This is a genomic window from Rhizobium sp. AC44/96 (genome assembly GCF_001692185.1).
GTDB lineage: Bacteria > Pseudomonadota > Alphaproteobacteria > Rhizobiales > Rhizobiaceae > Rhizobium.
On record NZ_LXKO01000037.1, the window covers coordinates 1 to 16,241 of the forward strand.

The window sequence follows — 16,241 nt, forward strand, 5'->3', positions numbered from 1 at the left end:
GGCTTCTCGAACTCAGGATCGATGGATCGATCAGCCGTTGACGGCCATCCGCTTCTCGTCGCGGCCGCTCTTCATGCGCTCGGACAGCAGGAACGCCAGCTCGAGTGCCTGATCGGCGTTGAGGCGCGGATCGCAATGCGTGTGGTAGCGATCGTGCAGATCGTCTGCCGTCACGGCGCGGGCACCACCGGTGCACTCGGTCACGTCCTTGCCGGTCATCTCGATATGGATGCCGCCCGGATGCGAGCCTTCCGCGCGATGGATCTGGAAGAAGCTTTCAACTTCCGACAGAATCCGCTCGAACGGACGCGTCTTGTAGCTGTTCAGCGTGATCGTGTTACCGTGCATCGGGTCGCAGGACCAGACCACCTTGCGGCCTTCGCGCTCGACCGCGCGAATGAGGCGCGGCAGATGCTCGGCGACCTTGTCGTGGCCGAAGCGGCAGATCAGCGTCAGGCGACCAGCCTCGTTGGTCGGGTTCAGGATGTCGATCAGGTTGAGCAGATCATCCGCCTGGAGCGAAGGACCGCACTTGAGCCCGATCGGGTTCTTGATCCCGCGGCAGTATTCGACATGCGCATGGTCTGCCTGGCGCGTACGGTCGCCGATCCAGATCATGTGGCCGGATGTCGCGTACCAGTCGCCCGAGGTGGAGTCGACGCGCGTCAGCGCTTCTTCGTAGCCGAGAAGCAGAGCCTCGTGGCTGGTGAAGAAATCGGTTTCACGCAGGCTCGGATTGTTTTCCGAGGTGATGCCGATCGCCTTCATGAAATCCATGGTTTCACTGATGCGCGCAGCAAGCTTGCGGTAACGCTCGCCCTGCGGGCTGTCCTTCACGAAGCCGAGCATCCACTGATGAACGTTTTCGAGGTTGGCATAGCCACCCATCGCGAACGCGCGCAGCAGGTTGAGCGTCGCAGCCGACTGACGGTATGCCATGGCCTGACGTTCCGGATTCGGAATGCGAGCCTCTTCCGTGAATTCGATACCGTTGATGATATCGCCGCGGTAGCTTGGCAGCGTAACGCCATCCAGCGTCTCGGTGCCGGAGGACCGTGGCTTGGCGAACTGACCGGCAATACGGCCGACCTTCACGACCGGCAGCTGCGCGCCGTAGGTCAGCACGACGGCCATCTGCAGGAACGCGCGGAAGAAGTCTCGGATGTTGTCGGCGCCATGTTCGGCGAAGCTCTCGGCGCAATCGCCGCCCTGAAGCAGGAAGCCGTTGCCTTCGGCAACATTGGCAAGATGCTTCTTAAGGCGACGCGCCTCGCCGGCAAAAACGAGCGGAGGATAAGATGCGAGCTGGGCTTCCGTTGCTGCTACTGCTGCCTGGTCCGGATAGTCCGGAACCTGCTGGATCGGTTTTTGCCGCCAACTGTTCGGAGTCCAATTCTGTGCCATCTCACTCACCTGTTTCCGCATCCGGCCTCTGCCGGATGTCCCGTCGTAAAAATGTTGGGCGGCTTATAGACCTTTACCGCCATCTTGCATAGCACCGTTCAAGCCTAGTTTAGAGCCGTTACAGAGCTTCGCGAATGGCGTCATATAAAGGTGTGCTGTCGCGCTTTTTCAAACCATAACCGCCGCCTTAACGTTCAATATACCAAAACACTTTGTATCTAATTCAAACTTTCCGATTAGAAACGCCCTAATTTCAGCCGGCGCGACATGATGTTTCCCGCCTTTTCACCGATGTAGGTGATCTATGGGAACAGTATAGTGTCGACATTCAATCATCTTCTCACGGATCGATCTGGCAATTTTGGCCTGATGACCGCTCTGCTGATGGTGCCTCTTCTGGGCTCGGCAGGCATTGCTGTTGATTTCGCGCACGCGCTGAGCCTCAAGACACAGCTTTACGCAGCCGCAGATGCGGCGGCTATCGGGACGCTTTCGGACAAGTCGACAACCGCCGCCGCGATGAAGATGAGCGGCGACGGCGCCATCTCCATCGGCCAGGACAATGCCCGCAGCATTTTTGTGGCGCAGATGCAGGGAGAACTAACTGCAAGCAAGGTCGAGACGACGGTTGCTGTGGCCAAGACCGGCAACAAGATGACGTCCTCCGTCTCCTTCAGCGCCGCCGTTCCAACGACTTTCATGCAGATATTTGGACAGAACAGCGTCCAAATCTCGGGGACCGCAACCGCTACCGTTCAGACAGCGTCCTACATGGATTTCTACATCCTGATCGACAACACGCCGTCGATGGGCGTTGGTGCAACACCGACAGACGTTGCCACGATGGTGAACCTGACGAAGAACAATAGTTCCAACGCGTCCTGCGCCTTTGCATGCCATGAGAGCGGCAGCAACAAAGGCAAGGACTACTATGCCCTTGCCAAGAAGAACAAAGTGACAATGCGTATCGATGTGGTGCGCCAAGCAACGCAGGCGCTGACAGCGTCCGCCAAGGCAGACGCTGATAACCAATTTCAGATGGCCATCTACACCCTCGGCGCAAAAGCTGAAGCCGCGGGATTAAGTGAAATCGTCCCGTTAACGGCGGATCTCGACAAAGTGGGCAACAAAGTTATCGAGAAGACTCCCAATCCTCAGGTGGGTGACAGCGAGTACGTTCTGGACCTGATGACCATTCCCCAGCAGGGATACAACAACGATACCCAGACCAGCTTTGACAGCGCTTTAACACAGCTGAACAACAAGATTCCGTCCGCCGGTTCGGGTGCCAGCGCAGCCGACACCCAGAAAATCATCTTCTTCGTATCCGACGGTGTCGGTGACAGCGTTAAAGCCTCTACCTGCACGAAGAAAACGACTGGCACCCGCTGTCAGGAGCCGATCGACACATCCTTTTGCAAGGCGGCAAAGGATCGCGGCATCAAGATTGCCGTGCTCTATACCACGTACCTACCACTCCCTACCAACGACTGGTACAACACCTGGATCAAGCCGTTCCAGAGCGAAATTCCGACCAAGATGCAGGCCTGCGCGTCCCCCGGCCTCTACTTCGAGGTCACGCCAACCCAAGGGATTACCGAAGCCATGCAGGCGCTGTTCCTCAAAATTGTCCGGATGCCGCGCCTGACGGGCTGATCAGACCCGCACACCATCGCGAATACGGTAGCTCGGCGCATACATCGTGACGAGCTCCTCGGCAGCAGTCGGATGCACGGCCATGGTGCGGTCGAAGTCGTCCTTGGTGCAGCCGGCCTTCAGCGTTATGCCCAGCAGTTGCGCCATCTCGCCGGCGTCGTGACCGAGAATATGGGCCCCGACGACCTTACGGCTCGCTGCGTCGACGACCAGCTTCATGATCATCTTTTCCGCGCGCCCAGACAGCGTCGCCTTCAATGGCCGGAACTGAGCGCGGTAAACTTCCAAGTCCTTGTAGCGCTGGGCGGCATCTTCTTCGGTCAGCCCGACGGTGCCGATTTCGGGCTGCGAGAAGACCGCCGTGGCGATCGTGTCGTGATCAGGCTTCGTCGGGTTGTTCTTGTATTCTGTCTCGATGAAGCACATGGCCTCATGGATGGCGACCGGCGTCAGCTGTACCCGGTCGGTGACATCGCCTAGCGCATAGATGTTCTCGACGTTCGTGCGGGAGTATTCGTCGACGACGATCGCCCCCTGCTTGTCCGTCGCGACGCCGGCGGCTTCCAGGCCCAGCCCCTGCGTATTTGGAACGCGACCTAGCGCCAGCATCACGACGTCGGCCTTCAATGCGCCGTTGTTCAATGTGTCGACGACGAGGCTGTCACCGTCCTTCGACACCTTCTGCATCGTATCGTGGCAGAGGATCCGGATGCCCTTGGCGGTCATCGCCTCATGCAGGCCCCGCCGCAGGTCCTGGTCGAAGCGGGAGAGGATTTCCGCACCACGATAGATCAGCGTCGTCTCGACCCCCAAGCCATGGAAAACGTTTGCAAATTCGACGGCAATGTACCCGCCGCCGGCGATCACGATCGAACGCGGAAGTTCTTCGAGATGGAATGCCTCGTTGGAGGAAATGCAGAGCTCGTGGCCAGGCAGGGCTTCGTGCAGGTTTGGTCGCCCGCCGGTCGCAACGACGATGGTCTTCGCGGTGACCGTTGCGCCTGAGTTCACGAGACGAATTGTATGGGCGTCGACGAGCTCGGCGCGCGTCTCCAGAATTTCAGCGTTGGCGCCGGAAAGCCCCTTCTTGTAGAGCCCTTCCAGCCGCGAAATTTCGGCGTCCTTTGCAGCGATCAGCTTCTTCCAATCGAAGGAACTTGCGCCGACCGTCCAGCCGAAGCCGGCAGCATCCTCGAAATGCTCATGATATTGGGAAGCGTAAACGAAGAGCTTCTTCGGAACGCATCCCCGAATGACGCAGGTGCCGCCATAGCGATACTCTTCCGCGATCGCGACCTTCTTGCCGAGGGATGCCGCCACGCGCGCACTGCGCACGCCGCCGGATCCGCCGCCGATGACAAAGAGGTCGTAATCATAGGACGTCATGGGAAACTCCGGATAGAATCTGCTGAAAGACGGGATTGATATAGTATCGATCGGCACAAAAACGAAAGCCCGGTCGGTGCCGGGCTTTCAAGAGATCATGATTGAGGAAGCGCTTACTGCTTTGCAGCGGGCTTCGGTGCGGCTGCCTTGGGGGCAGCGGCTGCAGCCGGATCGACTGCCGGTGCCGGCGTCACCTTGATGACTTTGCTGAGCTCGACACTGGTCTGCTTCTGCAGGTCGCGGGAAATGCCCTGTGCCCAGATATCGGCTGCCTTGACGGTTTCGCGCGAAGCAATCGGGCCGTCCTTCAGCAGCTTCTGGCCAACCGGCGAGCTGTAGAACGCAGCGATAGCGTTCAGCTCTTCGACCGAGAATGCCTTTGCATAGGTCAGGGCAGCTTCCTTTTCGAGGTCGGCGCGACGCGATGCAAGTGCCAGCGCCTGCTTGTCGACTTCTGCCGTGATCTGATCCTGGTAGTTCGGCGAATCCTGGATGAGGTCGGCCTTCAACCGCTCGGCGAGGCCCGGCAGGATGTTGTCGAACTGCGTCGTCGCACCGATGGCGTCGATTGCCGCGCGCGCTGCCTTCAGCTGCTCCGGCGATGCTTCCTGTGCCTGGGCGACGGAGCCGAGGGCAATACCCGAAAGAATAACGGTCGCAGCAGCAAAACGGCCAAGACCTGCAAATTTAATCATGAGTTTCATAGCTCCTGTTACCTGTTTGCCCGCAGCGTGCGCGCGCCTGCTGGGCCGGCGATGATCGCAACCGCGGCCATATTGAGAAAGAGTCCGTGTTCCACGACGCCGGGTATCGCATTCAGCTCGTTTGAGAGCGCCTCTGCATCAGGAATGCGGCCAAAAGATGCATCGATGATGTAGTGTCCGCCGTCGGTGGTGAAGTTATCGCCGCCGGATTGCCGAAGCGTCAGATCGCCGCTGAGGCCAAGCTTCGCCGCCGTCTTTTCGATGGCGATCCGGGTCGAAACCAGCCCGAATGGATTGACTTCGATCGGAAGCGCAAAGCCGCCGAGAGTCTGAACGAGTTTGCTTTCGTCAGCGATCACGATCATTCGTGTCGAAGCGGCCGCGACGATCTTCTCGCGCAACAGCGCACCGCCGCCACCCTTGATCAGGCGCAGCTCCGCATCCACTTCATCAGCACCATCGATGGTGAGATCCAGTTCCGGCAGCTCGTCGAGCGATTTCAGCGGCACACCGAGTTCGACGCAAAGCCGCGCCGTGCGCTCGGATGTCGGAACGCCTTCGATCTTGAAGCCGCCGGCGACCCGTTCGGCGAGCAGCCGTACGAACTCTTCGGCGGTGCTTCCGGTTCCAATACCGAGCCGCATGCCGTCCTCGACATAGGTCAGGGCAACCTCGGCGGCTTTGATCTTCATTTCGCGGGCATCCATGCGCCGCTTACTCCAAATGTTACGTTGGGTGAGGTGTTTACACGGCTCGCTTGCCAAACGAAAGCCAAAATAGCGTCGCGCTTTTCGAAATTGGGAATAGATCTGGGATTTATGGCGCAGGCGGGCAAAGTGTTGCTTTTGCGGCCTTCATCGCCTACTTCCTGAGCATCCCAACAAGCGCACAGGCAAACTCCCTTGACCCCTGCCCTCATTGTATTCGATCTCGATGGAACGCTCCTTGATACGCACGTCGATCTGGTCGAAAGCCTGAACCACACCATTGAAGCACTTGATCTGGCGCCGGTGAGCTACGACGATCTCACCCACCTTGTCGGCCACGGCGCCAAGGTCATGATCGAGCGCGCCTGTAAGCTGCAGGGTCTGAAGCTCGAACCGGAGGCGCTGCCGCCGCTCCTGGATCGCTTCATCACGCATTATACTAAGAACATGCCCGGCAAGACGGCCGCATATCCCGGCCTCGAGGACGCCCTGGATACGCTGAAGGCAAGCGGCTTCCGGTTTGCCGTCTGCACCAACAAGCTCGAGAGCTTGGCTAAAACATTGCTCGACCGGTTGAACCTCACTCATCGCTTCGATGTGATTACGGGCGGCGATACGTTTGCCGTCCGCAAGCCGGATGCGGGCCATCTGCTCGGCACCATCGAAAAGGCAGGTGGTGATCCCGGGCGGTCCATCATGATCGGTGACAGCGTCAACGACATTCTGGTCGCGCAGAACGCCGGGATTCCCTCGATTGCCGTGCCGTTCGGCTATTCCGACGTCCCGATCGAGCAACTCAATCCCACCCATATCATCTCGCATTTCAGCGAGCTAACGCCCGAGTTGGTCGAAGGCATCATCCGCGATTTCGTTCCGGCAACCGTCGCAGCCGCTCAGTAGCGGCTCGGCGGTTGTTTCTATCAACGATAGCGTCCTCTGATTGCGGTAAACTCGACGAATCGCGCTCCCGTTCCCCACATCAAAATCGCGTCATTATCCGATCAAGTCCAGTCGCGGCTCCGTGATTTCATTTGATTAAACGTTGGTCGGTAGTGCGCTAATCGTTCACATTCCCGCCTCAATTCGGGCGCGAACTGGTCGTTGCCGAGGGTTTTTGCGTAACGTTGTTTGCAACTAATGATTGAGGAGATCTACCATGCGAATTCAATTTGCTGCCGCCGCGCTTCTGGCCCTCGGCATGGCCGGCACGGCATTTGCCCAGACCGCCCAGTATTCCAGCGACTACTCGAACGACAGCGACGGATTCGCTCCGGTAAAGGTGGCGCCACCAAAGGCTATCCATTACACGCAGCACAAGGCGCCGGAGTATTCGAGTGACTACACGAATGACAGCGACGGCTTCGCTCCCGTTCGTGTTAGCCCCGGCGTCGACAAGATGACGACCGCAAGCATCAAGCCGCTGCCGAACTGCGACTACACCTCGAAGAAAGGCGTCCACACGTTCGGTGGCGATAGCGGCGCCTCGCATACGGATGCATGCCGTGACACCGGCGACAAGTAGCTCGCCACGCGTGACAGGAGGCGGGCCGTCCCTACGGCCCCTCTCCCATAACGTGGGCTAACATCAATTGTCGTTCACGGTTTCGCCGAAAACCGATTCGAAGGCTTCACGAATCCGGATATCCACATCCGCCATCATGACGAGCAGGCCGAGATCGACGAGGCTGGTCACGCCATACGCGGAAATTCCGCAGGGAACGATTCCGCCGAAATGGTCTAGATCGGGCTCGACGTTCAGCGAGAGCCCGTGAAAGGTGACCCATTTCCGCAGTCGGATTCCGAGCGCTGCAATCTTGTCCTCCGCCACCGTACCGTCCGGCAATGGCGGCTTTTCCGGCCTGCGAACCCAGACCCCGACGCGATCCTCGCGCCGCTCGCCGCGAACATTCATCGAATCGAGCGTTCGGATGATGACTTCCTCCAGCGCAGCGACGAAAGCGCGGACATCCTGACGCCGACGCTTTAGATCGAGCATGACATAGGCGACCCGCTGTCCTGGCCCATGATAGGTGTATTCACCTCCCCGTCCTGTGGAAAACACAGGAAAACGATCCGGCTGCACGAGATCCTTGGCATCAGCGCTGGTGCCGGCGGTGTAGAGCGGCGGATGTTCGACCAGCCAGACCAGTTCGTCGCCGCCCTCTGCGATCCTGGCGACCTCCCGTTCCATGATATCCACAGCCTCTTCATAGGGAACGAGCCCGTCGGCGATGCGCCAGCGAACCGGTCGCGAGCCGGTAATCGGAAACATGGAATGGTCGAGATCGGTGCGCAGCATGGTTATTCCTCGTCACGGCTGGCCGTGCAGGGGCGGCAGCTTCGAGCGTCTATATGGCGTCGTTTCTCGTGTGATTCAAACGTCGTGACGTCTGTTGAAAAAAACTGTCACATCGCACTTGTGTCGCCGGAATCCTTTTGCTACATGCTGCGTCGCCGGCACAAACCGGCACCTACCACGATGCGGTCGTGGCGGAATTGGTAGACGCGCAGCGTTGAGGTCGCTGTGGGGCAACCCGTGGAAGTTCGAGTCTTCTCGACCGCACCATCTCACTTTTGATAGTGAGGCTGACCAGATTAGTCTGGGTCTTGGCGCCTTCGTTTTTGAAGGCCGCCCTCTTCTCCTCAGATAACTCAGTCATACCGAATTCGATCAGGAAATGCTCAGCTTTCTCGTAAGCTAGCAGATTTTCCTCAAGCTCTGTCGAAACTCCTCTCCCGCGAAAATAAATCGTCTGCGGCCATCTCCCGCGAATCGAATCGCTCAAACGGCATTTGCTGACGATGCGGCTTTGATTCGCGCTTGCACCCTTGGGGCCACCCTGTTCGCGCAAGTTTCACTAAAGCTTTCGCTCGTATCCAGAGAAACCATCACTGCGAATGGCTGTCTTCTAAGCGGGAATGTCAGCATTCGAACCGCTTGGTTTTTGGGAAAGCAAATGGACAGCAGTCATACCCCGGGCCTCATCGACAAGATCGGTGCAATCTCTGCGAAGCTTGACGACATGGAGCAGCAGTTCGCTGCCCTCGTCGAAACTCAGAATATTCAGGGCGAGATCTATCTCGAATCGGCCAAGCTCCTGCAGATGATTCAAAGCCAGATGCAGACCGGTATCGCCGGGCTGTTCGAAGCGCTGGGCGGAGCGCCGGGCCGAGAGGCAGGTGAGCCGCGTACGGACGTCGCTGAATTTACCGATGCCCTGTCCAATCTTGCTCTGCAGTTGGGTCACGAATTGAACACCATCAAGCAGACGAGCAACCTTGCTCTGCGCGCTGGCAGCTCGGTGCAGTTGCCGATACGCTGCGTCTTCATGGTGCATTCCATCCCCATGTGGGACGCCTTGTCCGATGTTTATGCAGCGATGCTCGAAGACAAGCGCTTTGACCCCGTCGTCATATCCGTAAACTCCACCCCGCTGGGATTCGGGGCTTATGAAGGCGAGGATGTTGTCAGTCAGTCCCTGAAGCAGCTTGGCGTGAAACATCTGCGCTTCAACATGGAAGATTCGTATCAGGGGCTCGACATCCTGAAGGCGCTTCGGCCTGCCGTGATCTTTCGCCAGCAGCAGTGGGACTATTGCCTGCCGCCGGCGTTCCGCACAAACGAACTGACCTTTGCTCGCCTCTGCCTCGTGCCCTACGCGCTGAATCTCGCGGCATCGCTTGGCGATGAAATCATCACCGAGGTATCTGCCTTCGGCTTCGATCAGGCCTATCACCGCGCCGCCTGGCGGATCTTCTGCGAAACGGCCACGACCCAATCCTACTATCGCTCCTTCGAACATTCCGATCCGGCGAAGTTCATCCTGAGCGGATATCCCAAGTTCGACAGGCTGATGAAAGCCGACAAGACGGACGCGTGGCCGATACCGACGCGCAGTACCCGAGGCTTCCGGGTCATCTGGGCGCCGCACCATTCGGTCGGCGGCCATGGCCTGGGTTTCGGCGTGTTCGACCGCATTTGGGACAGCATGCTCAGATGGGCCAAGGAAAGCCCCGACATCGAATTCGTGCTGAAGCCTCACCCCGCGCTGTTCGGGCATGCGCTGACGGGCGAAAACGTCGGATTGTTCCAGAACGCCTGGACGCGTTTACCGAATTGCGCCATCGAAATGCAGCAGTATGGCGAGCTGTTTGCCGCTTCCGACATGATGATCTCGGATGGCCTGTCGTTTCTGGCGGAATATCAGCTCTTCGACAAGCCGATCGTCTTCTTCGATTCCGAACAGCATGTGGAATTCAATGGGCTTGGCAGGATGACGGAAGCCGCGACCCGCCGTGTTCGCACCTTCGAGGAAATGAAGCAGGCAACGCTCGAATACAAGAACGGCAAAGCCTGGGAGTTCCAGGCCGAACGACGCACGCTGCTGGACACGATTCTGCCCAATCAGGGCAAGGCATCCGCCAGCATTCTGGACGCCATCGTAACAGGCATCTCGGCCGAGCAGTCCAATCTCGCGTTACGCGCGTCATGACATTGGGCGAGTTCGAGAACTGTGCCGACCAGCGGATGTGAAGGAGAAAGAATGAGAAAAGTCATCACGTTCGGCACATTCGATGTGCTGCATATCGGCCACATTCGCATTCTCCAGAGAGCAAAGGCACTCGGAGACCATCTGACGGTCGGCATTTCGACGGATGCGCTCAACTACGCCAAGAAGCAGAAGGATGCGGTCTACAGCGAGACTGATCGCATGGAGATCGTTCGCTCGATTGTCGGCGTCGATGACGTGTTTCTGGAGCACTCTCTTGAGCTCAAGGGCCACTACATCCAGCAGTACGGGGCCGATATCCTGGTGATGGGAGATGACTGGGCGGGGAGATTCGATCATTTCAAGTCGCTCTGCCAGGTCGTCTATCTCCCCCGCACCGACGGCATCTCGACCACTTCGACTCTTGAAAACATTCGGTTGAGAGCCTAGCGCCGGTTCAAGGGTGCACGAAACGCGAAGGTTGGGGACGCACCAGCCTTGCATATCCGGGCGGCACCGCTTGCGCATGGACCACCCCATGTCTTTTCGGTATAGCCCAAGGAACCGGAAAGCGAACGTCTCCTGCCATGAGCAATTCCCCCGATCACCAAAATCCCCTGTTGGGTATGGCACTCATGGCCGGCGCAATGGTCGTTCTGCCGGCCATGGACGCCATCGCCAAGTACATGGCGACCTTCGAGCACATGTCGCCGGGACAGGTGACGTTCTACCGCTTCTTCTTCCAGCTCGTCTGCACCTTGCCGATTCTCTTTGTGCTGTTTGGCATGAAGGCGCTCTCGGCCAAGCGTCCGTGGATGAATCTGCTCAGGGGCGCATTGCACGGCGCAGCCAGCCTGCTTTTCTTCGTGGCGGTCAAATACATGCCGCTCGCGGATGTGTTCGCGATCTACTTCGTCGAGCCATTCATGCTGACCGGTCTCTCCGCGCTGTTCCTCGGAGACAAGGTTGGCTGGCGCCGCTGGACCGCCATCGTCGTCGGTTTTGGCGGCGCGATGATCGTCATTCAACCGAGCTACGAGATCTTCGGCCTCAAGGCCCTGCTCCCAGTCTGCTGCGCGTTCCTGTTCTCGCTCTATCTGTTCATGAACCGGGCGATCGGCACCGCCGATTCGCCCCTGACAATGCAAACGATGGCAGGCATCGGCGGCACGCTGTTCATGACGGCGGCGCTCGCCGTCGGCGGCTCGATGGGCGTTCCCGATTTCGAGGTATCGCTCCCGTCCTCGTGGCTTGGCCTGGTCCTGCTCCTTATCCTCGGTTCGCTGTCAGGTTATGTGCACATGATTGTCGTCAAGGCATTCCGCCTGGCGCCGCTGTCGTTGCTGGCTCCGTTTCAGTATTTCGAGATCATCTCCGCGACCGTTCTCGGTTATGCGCTGTTTGGCGACTTTCCCACCTTCTCCAAATGGATCGGCATCCTGATCATCGTCGCGTCGGGCCTCTTCATCATTTGGCGCGAACGAGTACAGGCACGGTCGCTAAAAGCGTCCTGATTGGCCCAACATCTCGTTAACCGCACCTGTTGAGGGATAATCAATTCGCTGGCGCTAGAAGGATCTTCGGCTTCATGATGAAGCCTGGAGAGAAAAGATGAGCGAATTCCGCCTCGCTTTTCCGGCATGTGTGATCGCCGGGAAGCATCGGCTGGCCGTCGAAGATATCGGCCTGCTGCGCAAGCACACATTTCCGGAAGGCATCCGGACATCGGACGACGTCGTCGCCATGCTTGCGCTCAATAATTCCTGCCCCGAAAAATGCCCTGAATGGAACGCGTACTTCGTCGAACAACTCGCGCGGTTTGTCGTCGACTACACCTATCCGCAGGGTTCCCTGGACGAGATAAACGTAGCCTGGCTCATTCGCATGGTTTCGACCGATGGCGTCGTCAACTCGTCGCTGGAGCTCGAACTCGTCCTGCATGTGATCGAAGTCTCGAAGCATGTGCCGGATGAACTGCGCGCCTTTGCGCTGGACCAGCTGAGACTGGCGCTGTCCGACAATGTCGGCGGCTACAAGCTTTCCCGCGCCGTGGATCGCAAGGGCATTGCGCGACAGGATATCGACTACGCCATGCGCATTCTGCGCGGCGTTTCGGACGGCGGGGTGATCAACGTCCCGCCAGCGACCTGGAACGTGCTGATGCGGATCGCCGAACAGACCCTGCCTGCGGCGAACCATCCGCGATGGTCGGACTTGCTCTCGGCGTTGCGTCTCGTGGAATATGCGGAAGCGCCACGCCGCAGCCGCTGGCTTCGCATCGTCGATAGCCCCGAGGCTGAATCCGCAGTCGCCTGATTCCTTCTCTACCATGTGTTTCGCCCGATTGTGCGTTCCGGTCTTTGTGCTTAAGACTCCGGAACGCATTTCACGGGTGGAGTCTGCATGTTCAATAAGATCCTGATCGCGAACCGCGGCGAAATCGCTTGTCGCGTCATCAAGACCGCGCGCCGCATGGGCATTGCAACGGTCGCGGTCTATTCCGATGCAGACCGCGATGCGCTCCATGTCGAGATGGCCGACGAGGCTGTGCACATCGGCCCGGCGGCGGCGGCCGAAAGCTATCTGGTCGCCGAGAAGATCATTGCTGCCTGCAAGGCGACTGGCGCCCAGGCCGTTCACCCAGGTTATGGTTTCCTGTCCGAGCGCGCATCGTTTTGCGAGGCGCTGGAAAAGGAGGGCATCGTCTTCATCGGTCCGAAACCCAAGGCAATCACCGCCATGGGGGACAAGATCGAATCGAAGAAGTTCGCAAACGCCGCGAAGGTCTCCACCGTTCCCGGCTATCTCGGCGTGATCGAGGATGCCACCCATGCCGAGCGGATCGCCGCGGAAATCGGCTATCCTGTCATGATCAAGGCATCGGCGGGCGGCGGCGGCAAGGGTATGCGTATCGCCTGGAGCGAGGCCGAGGTTCGCGACGGCTTTGACCGCGCACGCTCCGAAGCCAGAAGTTCGTTCGGCGACGACCGCGTGTTCATCGAGAAATACGTTGTCGATCCGCGACACATCGAAATTCAGGTGCTGGCCGACGCGCATGGCAACGTCCTCTATCTCGGAGAGCGCGAGTGCTCGATCCAGCGGCGAAATCAGAAAGTCGCTGAAGAAGCGCCCTCGCCGTTTCTGGACGAGGCAACCCGCAAGGCGATGGGTGAGCAATCGGTGGCTCTCGCCAAGGCCGTTGACTACCAGAGCGCCGGGACTGTCGAATTCATCGTCGATCGCGATCGGAACTTCTATTTCCTCGAAATGAACACCCGCCTGCAGGTCGAGCATCCGGTCACCGAGCTTGTCACCGGTATCGATCTCGTCGAGCAGATGATCCGTGTTGCGGCAGGCGAAAAGCTCCCGTTTGCGCAAGATGACATCAAGCTCAACGGCTGGGCGATCGAAAGCCGGCTTTACGCCGAGGATCCCTACCGCAATTTCCTGCCGTCCATCGGCCGTTTGACCCGCTATCGCCCGCCGTCCGAAGGCACTTCCGGCAATGCGATTGTTCGCAATGATACCGGTGTCTTCGAGGGCGCCGAGATCTCCATGTATTATGATCCGATGATCGCCAAGCTTTGTACCTGGGCACCGACGCGTCTGGAGGCAATCGAAGCGATGGGGCAGGCCCTCGACGGCTTTGTTGTCGATGGGATCGAGCACAATGTTCCCTTCCTGGCGGCGCTGATGAAGCACCCGCGCTGGCGCGAAGGCCGACTGTCGACCGGGTTCATCGTTGAGGAGTATCCCGACGGCTTCGCCCCGATGGCGCCGGATGCGGGTCAGCAGGCAGTTCTGGCCGCTGTCGCTCTATCGGCCGCGCTGATCGAATCCAATCGCCGCGAGCGCTTCGACGATCGCCTGCGCGTGCACTCAGGCGCCCTGCGAGAAGCCTGGACGGTCAAGCTCGGCGATGACTATGTCGATATCCGCCTGCTCGATGGCCTCGTGACAATTCCCTTCGACATGGACATCGCCGCCGGCGGCAAGCAGTTCAACGTTGTCACCGATTGGCGACCTGGCGATCCGGTTTGGCGCGGCAAGGTTGGAAACGCGACCGTTACCGCGCAGCTTCGCCCGATCCTCAATGGCCTGCGGGTCGATTGGCAGGGACTGTCGGTGAAAGCCAAGGTCTTCACCCCGCAGCACGCAGCACTCGACAAGCTCATGCCGGTCAAGCTTCCGCCGGACACGTCGAAGCTTCTCCTCTGCCCGATGCCGGGCCTCGTCGTCTCTATCGCCGTCACCGAAGGCCAGGAGGTCAAGGCCGGCGAGACGCTGGCAGTGGTCGAGGCAATGAAGATGGAAAACGTTCTGCGCGCCGAACGTGACCTGACGGTCGGCAAAATCAACGCCAAGCCCGGCGAGAGCCTTGCTGTCGATGCCGTCATCATGGAGTTTGCCTGAGCCGTTTCGGCACAGCCGTCCAAGCCGATCCGATTGATCTTTGTTAACGGCTGCCGGCCTATGCTCGGCCGTCGGGCGGGCTGGTCGGACGGAGTACGCATATGTCTGGACTGCAATCGGCAATCTTGCTGCTGTTCATCAATATCGGTCTTCTATGGCTGCTCATGCGCATCCCGCTTGGTCTACGGACGCTGCATGTAAACAGGACGTTTCGGTGTACGCCCGAAACCCTGTGGAGTGCGATGAACCCCGCCGGCTCAAAGGCCAACTGGCATCATTCGGTCATCAGCAGCAGGCCGCTTTCCCACCGCGCCGGTGTCATCGAGCAGACCTACAAGCATCTAGACAAGAACGGAGAGCCGCTACGCCGGCTGTTGTCGCTGGAGCCGCTGACCGCCGTCACCGGCAGCGCGCATGGCTTCCACTCGGCGGTCATAGACGACAGCACGCTGGACCCGTCCTTCTGGAAGGAATTTCGCGAACGCAGGATCGTTCGGCCGACCCCCGAAGGTGCCGTGCTCGAGATCGCGCAGACCGATCGCTATCGCGGCCTAGCCTTCCTGATATTCCGCTATGTCGCATTGCGTCGCGAAATGCGGGCACTTGAGGGCTGGCTTGCGACAGGAGAATCACGCCCGCAGGGCTACTTTGAGCACCCGCTCGTGCAAGTTGGCCTTGCGGTCTTGTCGACGCTCCTTCTCTGGCCTTTCCTCGGATTGACGGTGCAAGGGCTGATGATCTCGACCTTCCTCACGCTCGTCATCGCATTGCACGAACTTGGGCACATGGCCGCCTATCGGATGTTCGGACACCAATCCGTCAGAATGATCTTCGTACCATTGCTGGGTGGCGTGGCAATTGGCGGCCGGCCTTATCGTTCGCTGTTCGAAGTCGCCACCTGCGCCTTGATGGGTGCCGGCATGTCCGCCTTCCTGGTGCCGATCTTGATCGTTGCCGAGCAGCTCGCCGACCGCGGGATCGTTCCATCGCCGACCCGCGGCCCTCTGCTGGTTTTCATCATGATCTTGGGCGCGTTCAATCTGCTCAACCTCTTGCCGATGCACCGGTTCGATGGCGGCCAGGTGTTGCGCCAGATCTTCCGATCGAGACGCTCGCAGACAGCGGCAAGCTTCGTCGTGACGCTCTGCATCATGTGCGTCGGATTCGAGGTCGGACTTGCCGCCACCTGGCTGCTGGCCGGTCTCCTCGTCTTCACCATCGTCAGCATGATCGGTGCGGGTTCCGTCAAGCCGCGCCAGAAGCTCGAGGAAATGAAGGACGGCGAACGAATGCTGGTCGCCTTCGGCCTCTATGCGGCGATAGCAATGCACGGTTACGCCGTCGTTTTTGCGATCGACAGGATCTTCTGACGCGGACGGTACAGAGATCGGCGCAACCTGCTCATCGGCAAAGGAAATTGCCGTCGATGGCGGGTTTTCCCTTGAGCCTGCCTCCCCGCGCGTGCAAAAGTCCGCCCGATC

14 protein-coding genes and 1 tRNA gene are annotated in these 16,241 nt (G+C 59.2%); 10 read left to right on the forward strand and 5 right to left on the reverse strand.

Annotated features, from left to right (window positions below; genetic code table 11):
• Nucleotides 1-30 precede the first annotated feature (30 nt).
• A complete protein-coding gene (locus A6U87_RS23805; RefSeq protein ID WP_065693801.1) occupies nucleotides 31-1,404 on the reverse strand; it encodes a class II 3-deoxy-7-phosphoheptulonate synthase in 1,374 nt (457 codons plus the stop codon).
• Between the two features lie 318 nt (nucleotides 1,405-1,722).
• Between A6U87_RS23805 and A6U87_RS23810 the strand changes: the two genes are divergently transcribed.
• The gene (locus A6U87_RS23810) at nucleotides 1,723-3,060 is read left to right on the forward strand and encodes a pilus assembly protein TadG-related protein (protein WP_275078419.1); all 1,338 of its coding nucleotides are present in this window, start codon (nucleotides 1,723-1,725) and stop codon (nucleotides 3,058-3,060) included.
• Here A6U87_RS23810 and gor read toward each other — a convergent pair whose 3' ends face one another.
• The 3 genes from gor to rpiA form a co-directional block, all read right to left on the reverse strand.
• Entirely contained in the window at nucleotides 3,061-4,446 is a 1,386-nt protein-coding gene (gene gor, locus A6U87_RS23815) for a glutathione-disulfide reductase (RefSeq protein WP_065693802.1), read from the reverse strand.
• Between the two features lie 113 nt (nucleotides 4,447-4,559).
• Nucleotides 4,560-5,141 (reverse strand): DUF2059 domain-containing protein, encoded by a 582-nt coding sequence (locus A6U87_RS23820; RefSeq protein WP_065694090.1) that lies wholly within the window; start codon nucleotides 5,139-5,141, stop codon nucleotides 4,560-4,562.
• A 17-nt stretch (nucleotides 5,142-5,158) separates the two neighbouring features.
• Nucleotides 5,159-5,857 carry a ribose-5-phosphate isomerase RpiA gene (gene rpiA, locus A6U87_RS23825; protein WP_065693803.1) on the reverse strand — a complete coding sequence of 233 codons (699 nt, stop codon included), beginning with the start codon at nucleotides 5,855-5,857 and terminating at the stop codon, nucleotides 5,159-5,161.
• A 195-nt stretch (nucleotides 5,858-6,052) separates the two neighbouring features.
• Between rpiA and A6U87_RS23830 the strand changes: the two genes are divergently transcribed.
• Entirely contained in the window at nucleotides 6,053-6,757 is a 705-nt protein-coding gene (locus A6U87_RS23830; protein WP_065693804.1) for an HAD family hydrolase, read from the forward strand.
• Nucleotides 6,758-7,013: 256 nt separating this feature from the next.
• Nucleotides 7,014-7,379 (forward strand): hypothetical protein, encoded by a 366-nt coding sequence (locus A6U87_RS23835; RefSeq protein WP_065693805.1) that lies wholly within the window; start codon nucleotides 7,014-7,016, stop codon nucleotides 7,377-7,379.
• Nucleotides 7,380-7,442: 63 nt separating this feature from the next.
• Here A6U87_RS23835 and lipB read toward each other — a convergent pair whose 3' ends face one another.
• A complete protein-coding gene (lipB, locus tag A6U87_RS23840) occupies nucleotides 7,443-8,162 on the reverse strand; it encodes a lipoyl(octanoyl) transferase LipB (protein WP_065693806.1) in 720 nt (239 codons plus the stop codon).
• A gap of 176 nt (nucleotides 8,163-8,338) precedes the next feature.
• Between lipB and A6U87_RS23845 the strand changes: the two genes are divergently transcribed.
• The 7 genes from A6U87_RS23845 (at nucleotide 8,339) to A6U87_RS23875 (ending at nucleotide 16,130) form a co-directional block, all read left to right on the forward strand.
• Nucleotides 8,339-8,423: transfer RNA gene (locus A6U87_RS23845), tRNA-Leu, on the forward strand.
• A 391-nt stretch (nucleotides 8,424-8,814) separates the two neighbouring features.
• A complete protein-coding gene (locus A6U87_RS23850; RefSeq protein ID WP_065693807.1) occupies nucleotides 8,815-10,350 on the forward strand; it encodes a CDP-glycerol glycerophosphotransferase family protein in 1,536 nt (511 codons plus the stop codon).
• A 51-nt stretch (nucleotides 10,351-10,401) separates the two neighbouring features.
• Nucleotides 10,402-10,797, forward strand: a complete 396-nt coding sequence (locus A6U87_RS23855) for an adenylyltransferase/cytidyltransferase family protein (protein WP_065693808.1) — start codon at nucleotides 10,402-10,404, stop codon at nucleotides 10,795-10,797.
• Between the two features lie 137 nt (nucleotides 10,798-10,934).
• Entirely contained in the window at nucleotides 10,935-11,861 is a 927-nt protein-coding gene (locus tag A6U87_RS23860) for a DMT family transporter (protein ID WP_065693809.1), read from the forward strand.
• Nucleotides 11,862-11,958: 97 nt separating this feature from the next.
• A complete protein-coding gene (locus tag A6U87_RS23865) occupies nucleotides 11,959-12,663 on the forward strand; it encodes a hypothetical protein (protein WP_065693810.1) in 705 nt (234 codons plus the stop codon).
• Between the two features lie 87 nt (nucleotides 12,664-12,750).
• Complete coding sequence (locus A6U87_RS23870; RefSeq protein ID WP_065693811.1) at nucleotides 12,751-14,760, forward strand: acetyl/propionyl/methylcrotonyl-CoA carboxylase subunit alpha; 2,010 nt, start codon at nucleotides 12,751-12,753, stop codon at nucleotides 14,758-14,760.
• 101 nt (nucleotides 14,761-14,861) lie between these two features.
• Nucleotides 14,862-16,130, forward strand: a complete 1,269-nt coding sequence (locus A6U87_RS23875; protein ID WP_065693812.1) for a hypothetical protein — start codon at nucleotides 14,862-14,864, stop codon at nucleotides 16,128-16,130.
• Nucleotides 16,131-16,241: the final 111 nt, after the last annotated feature.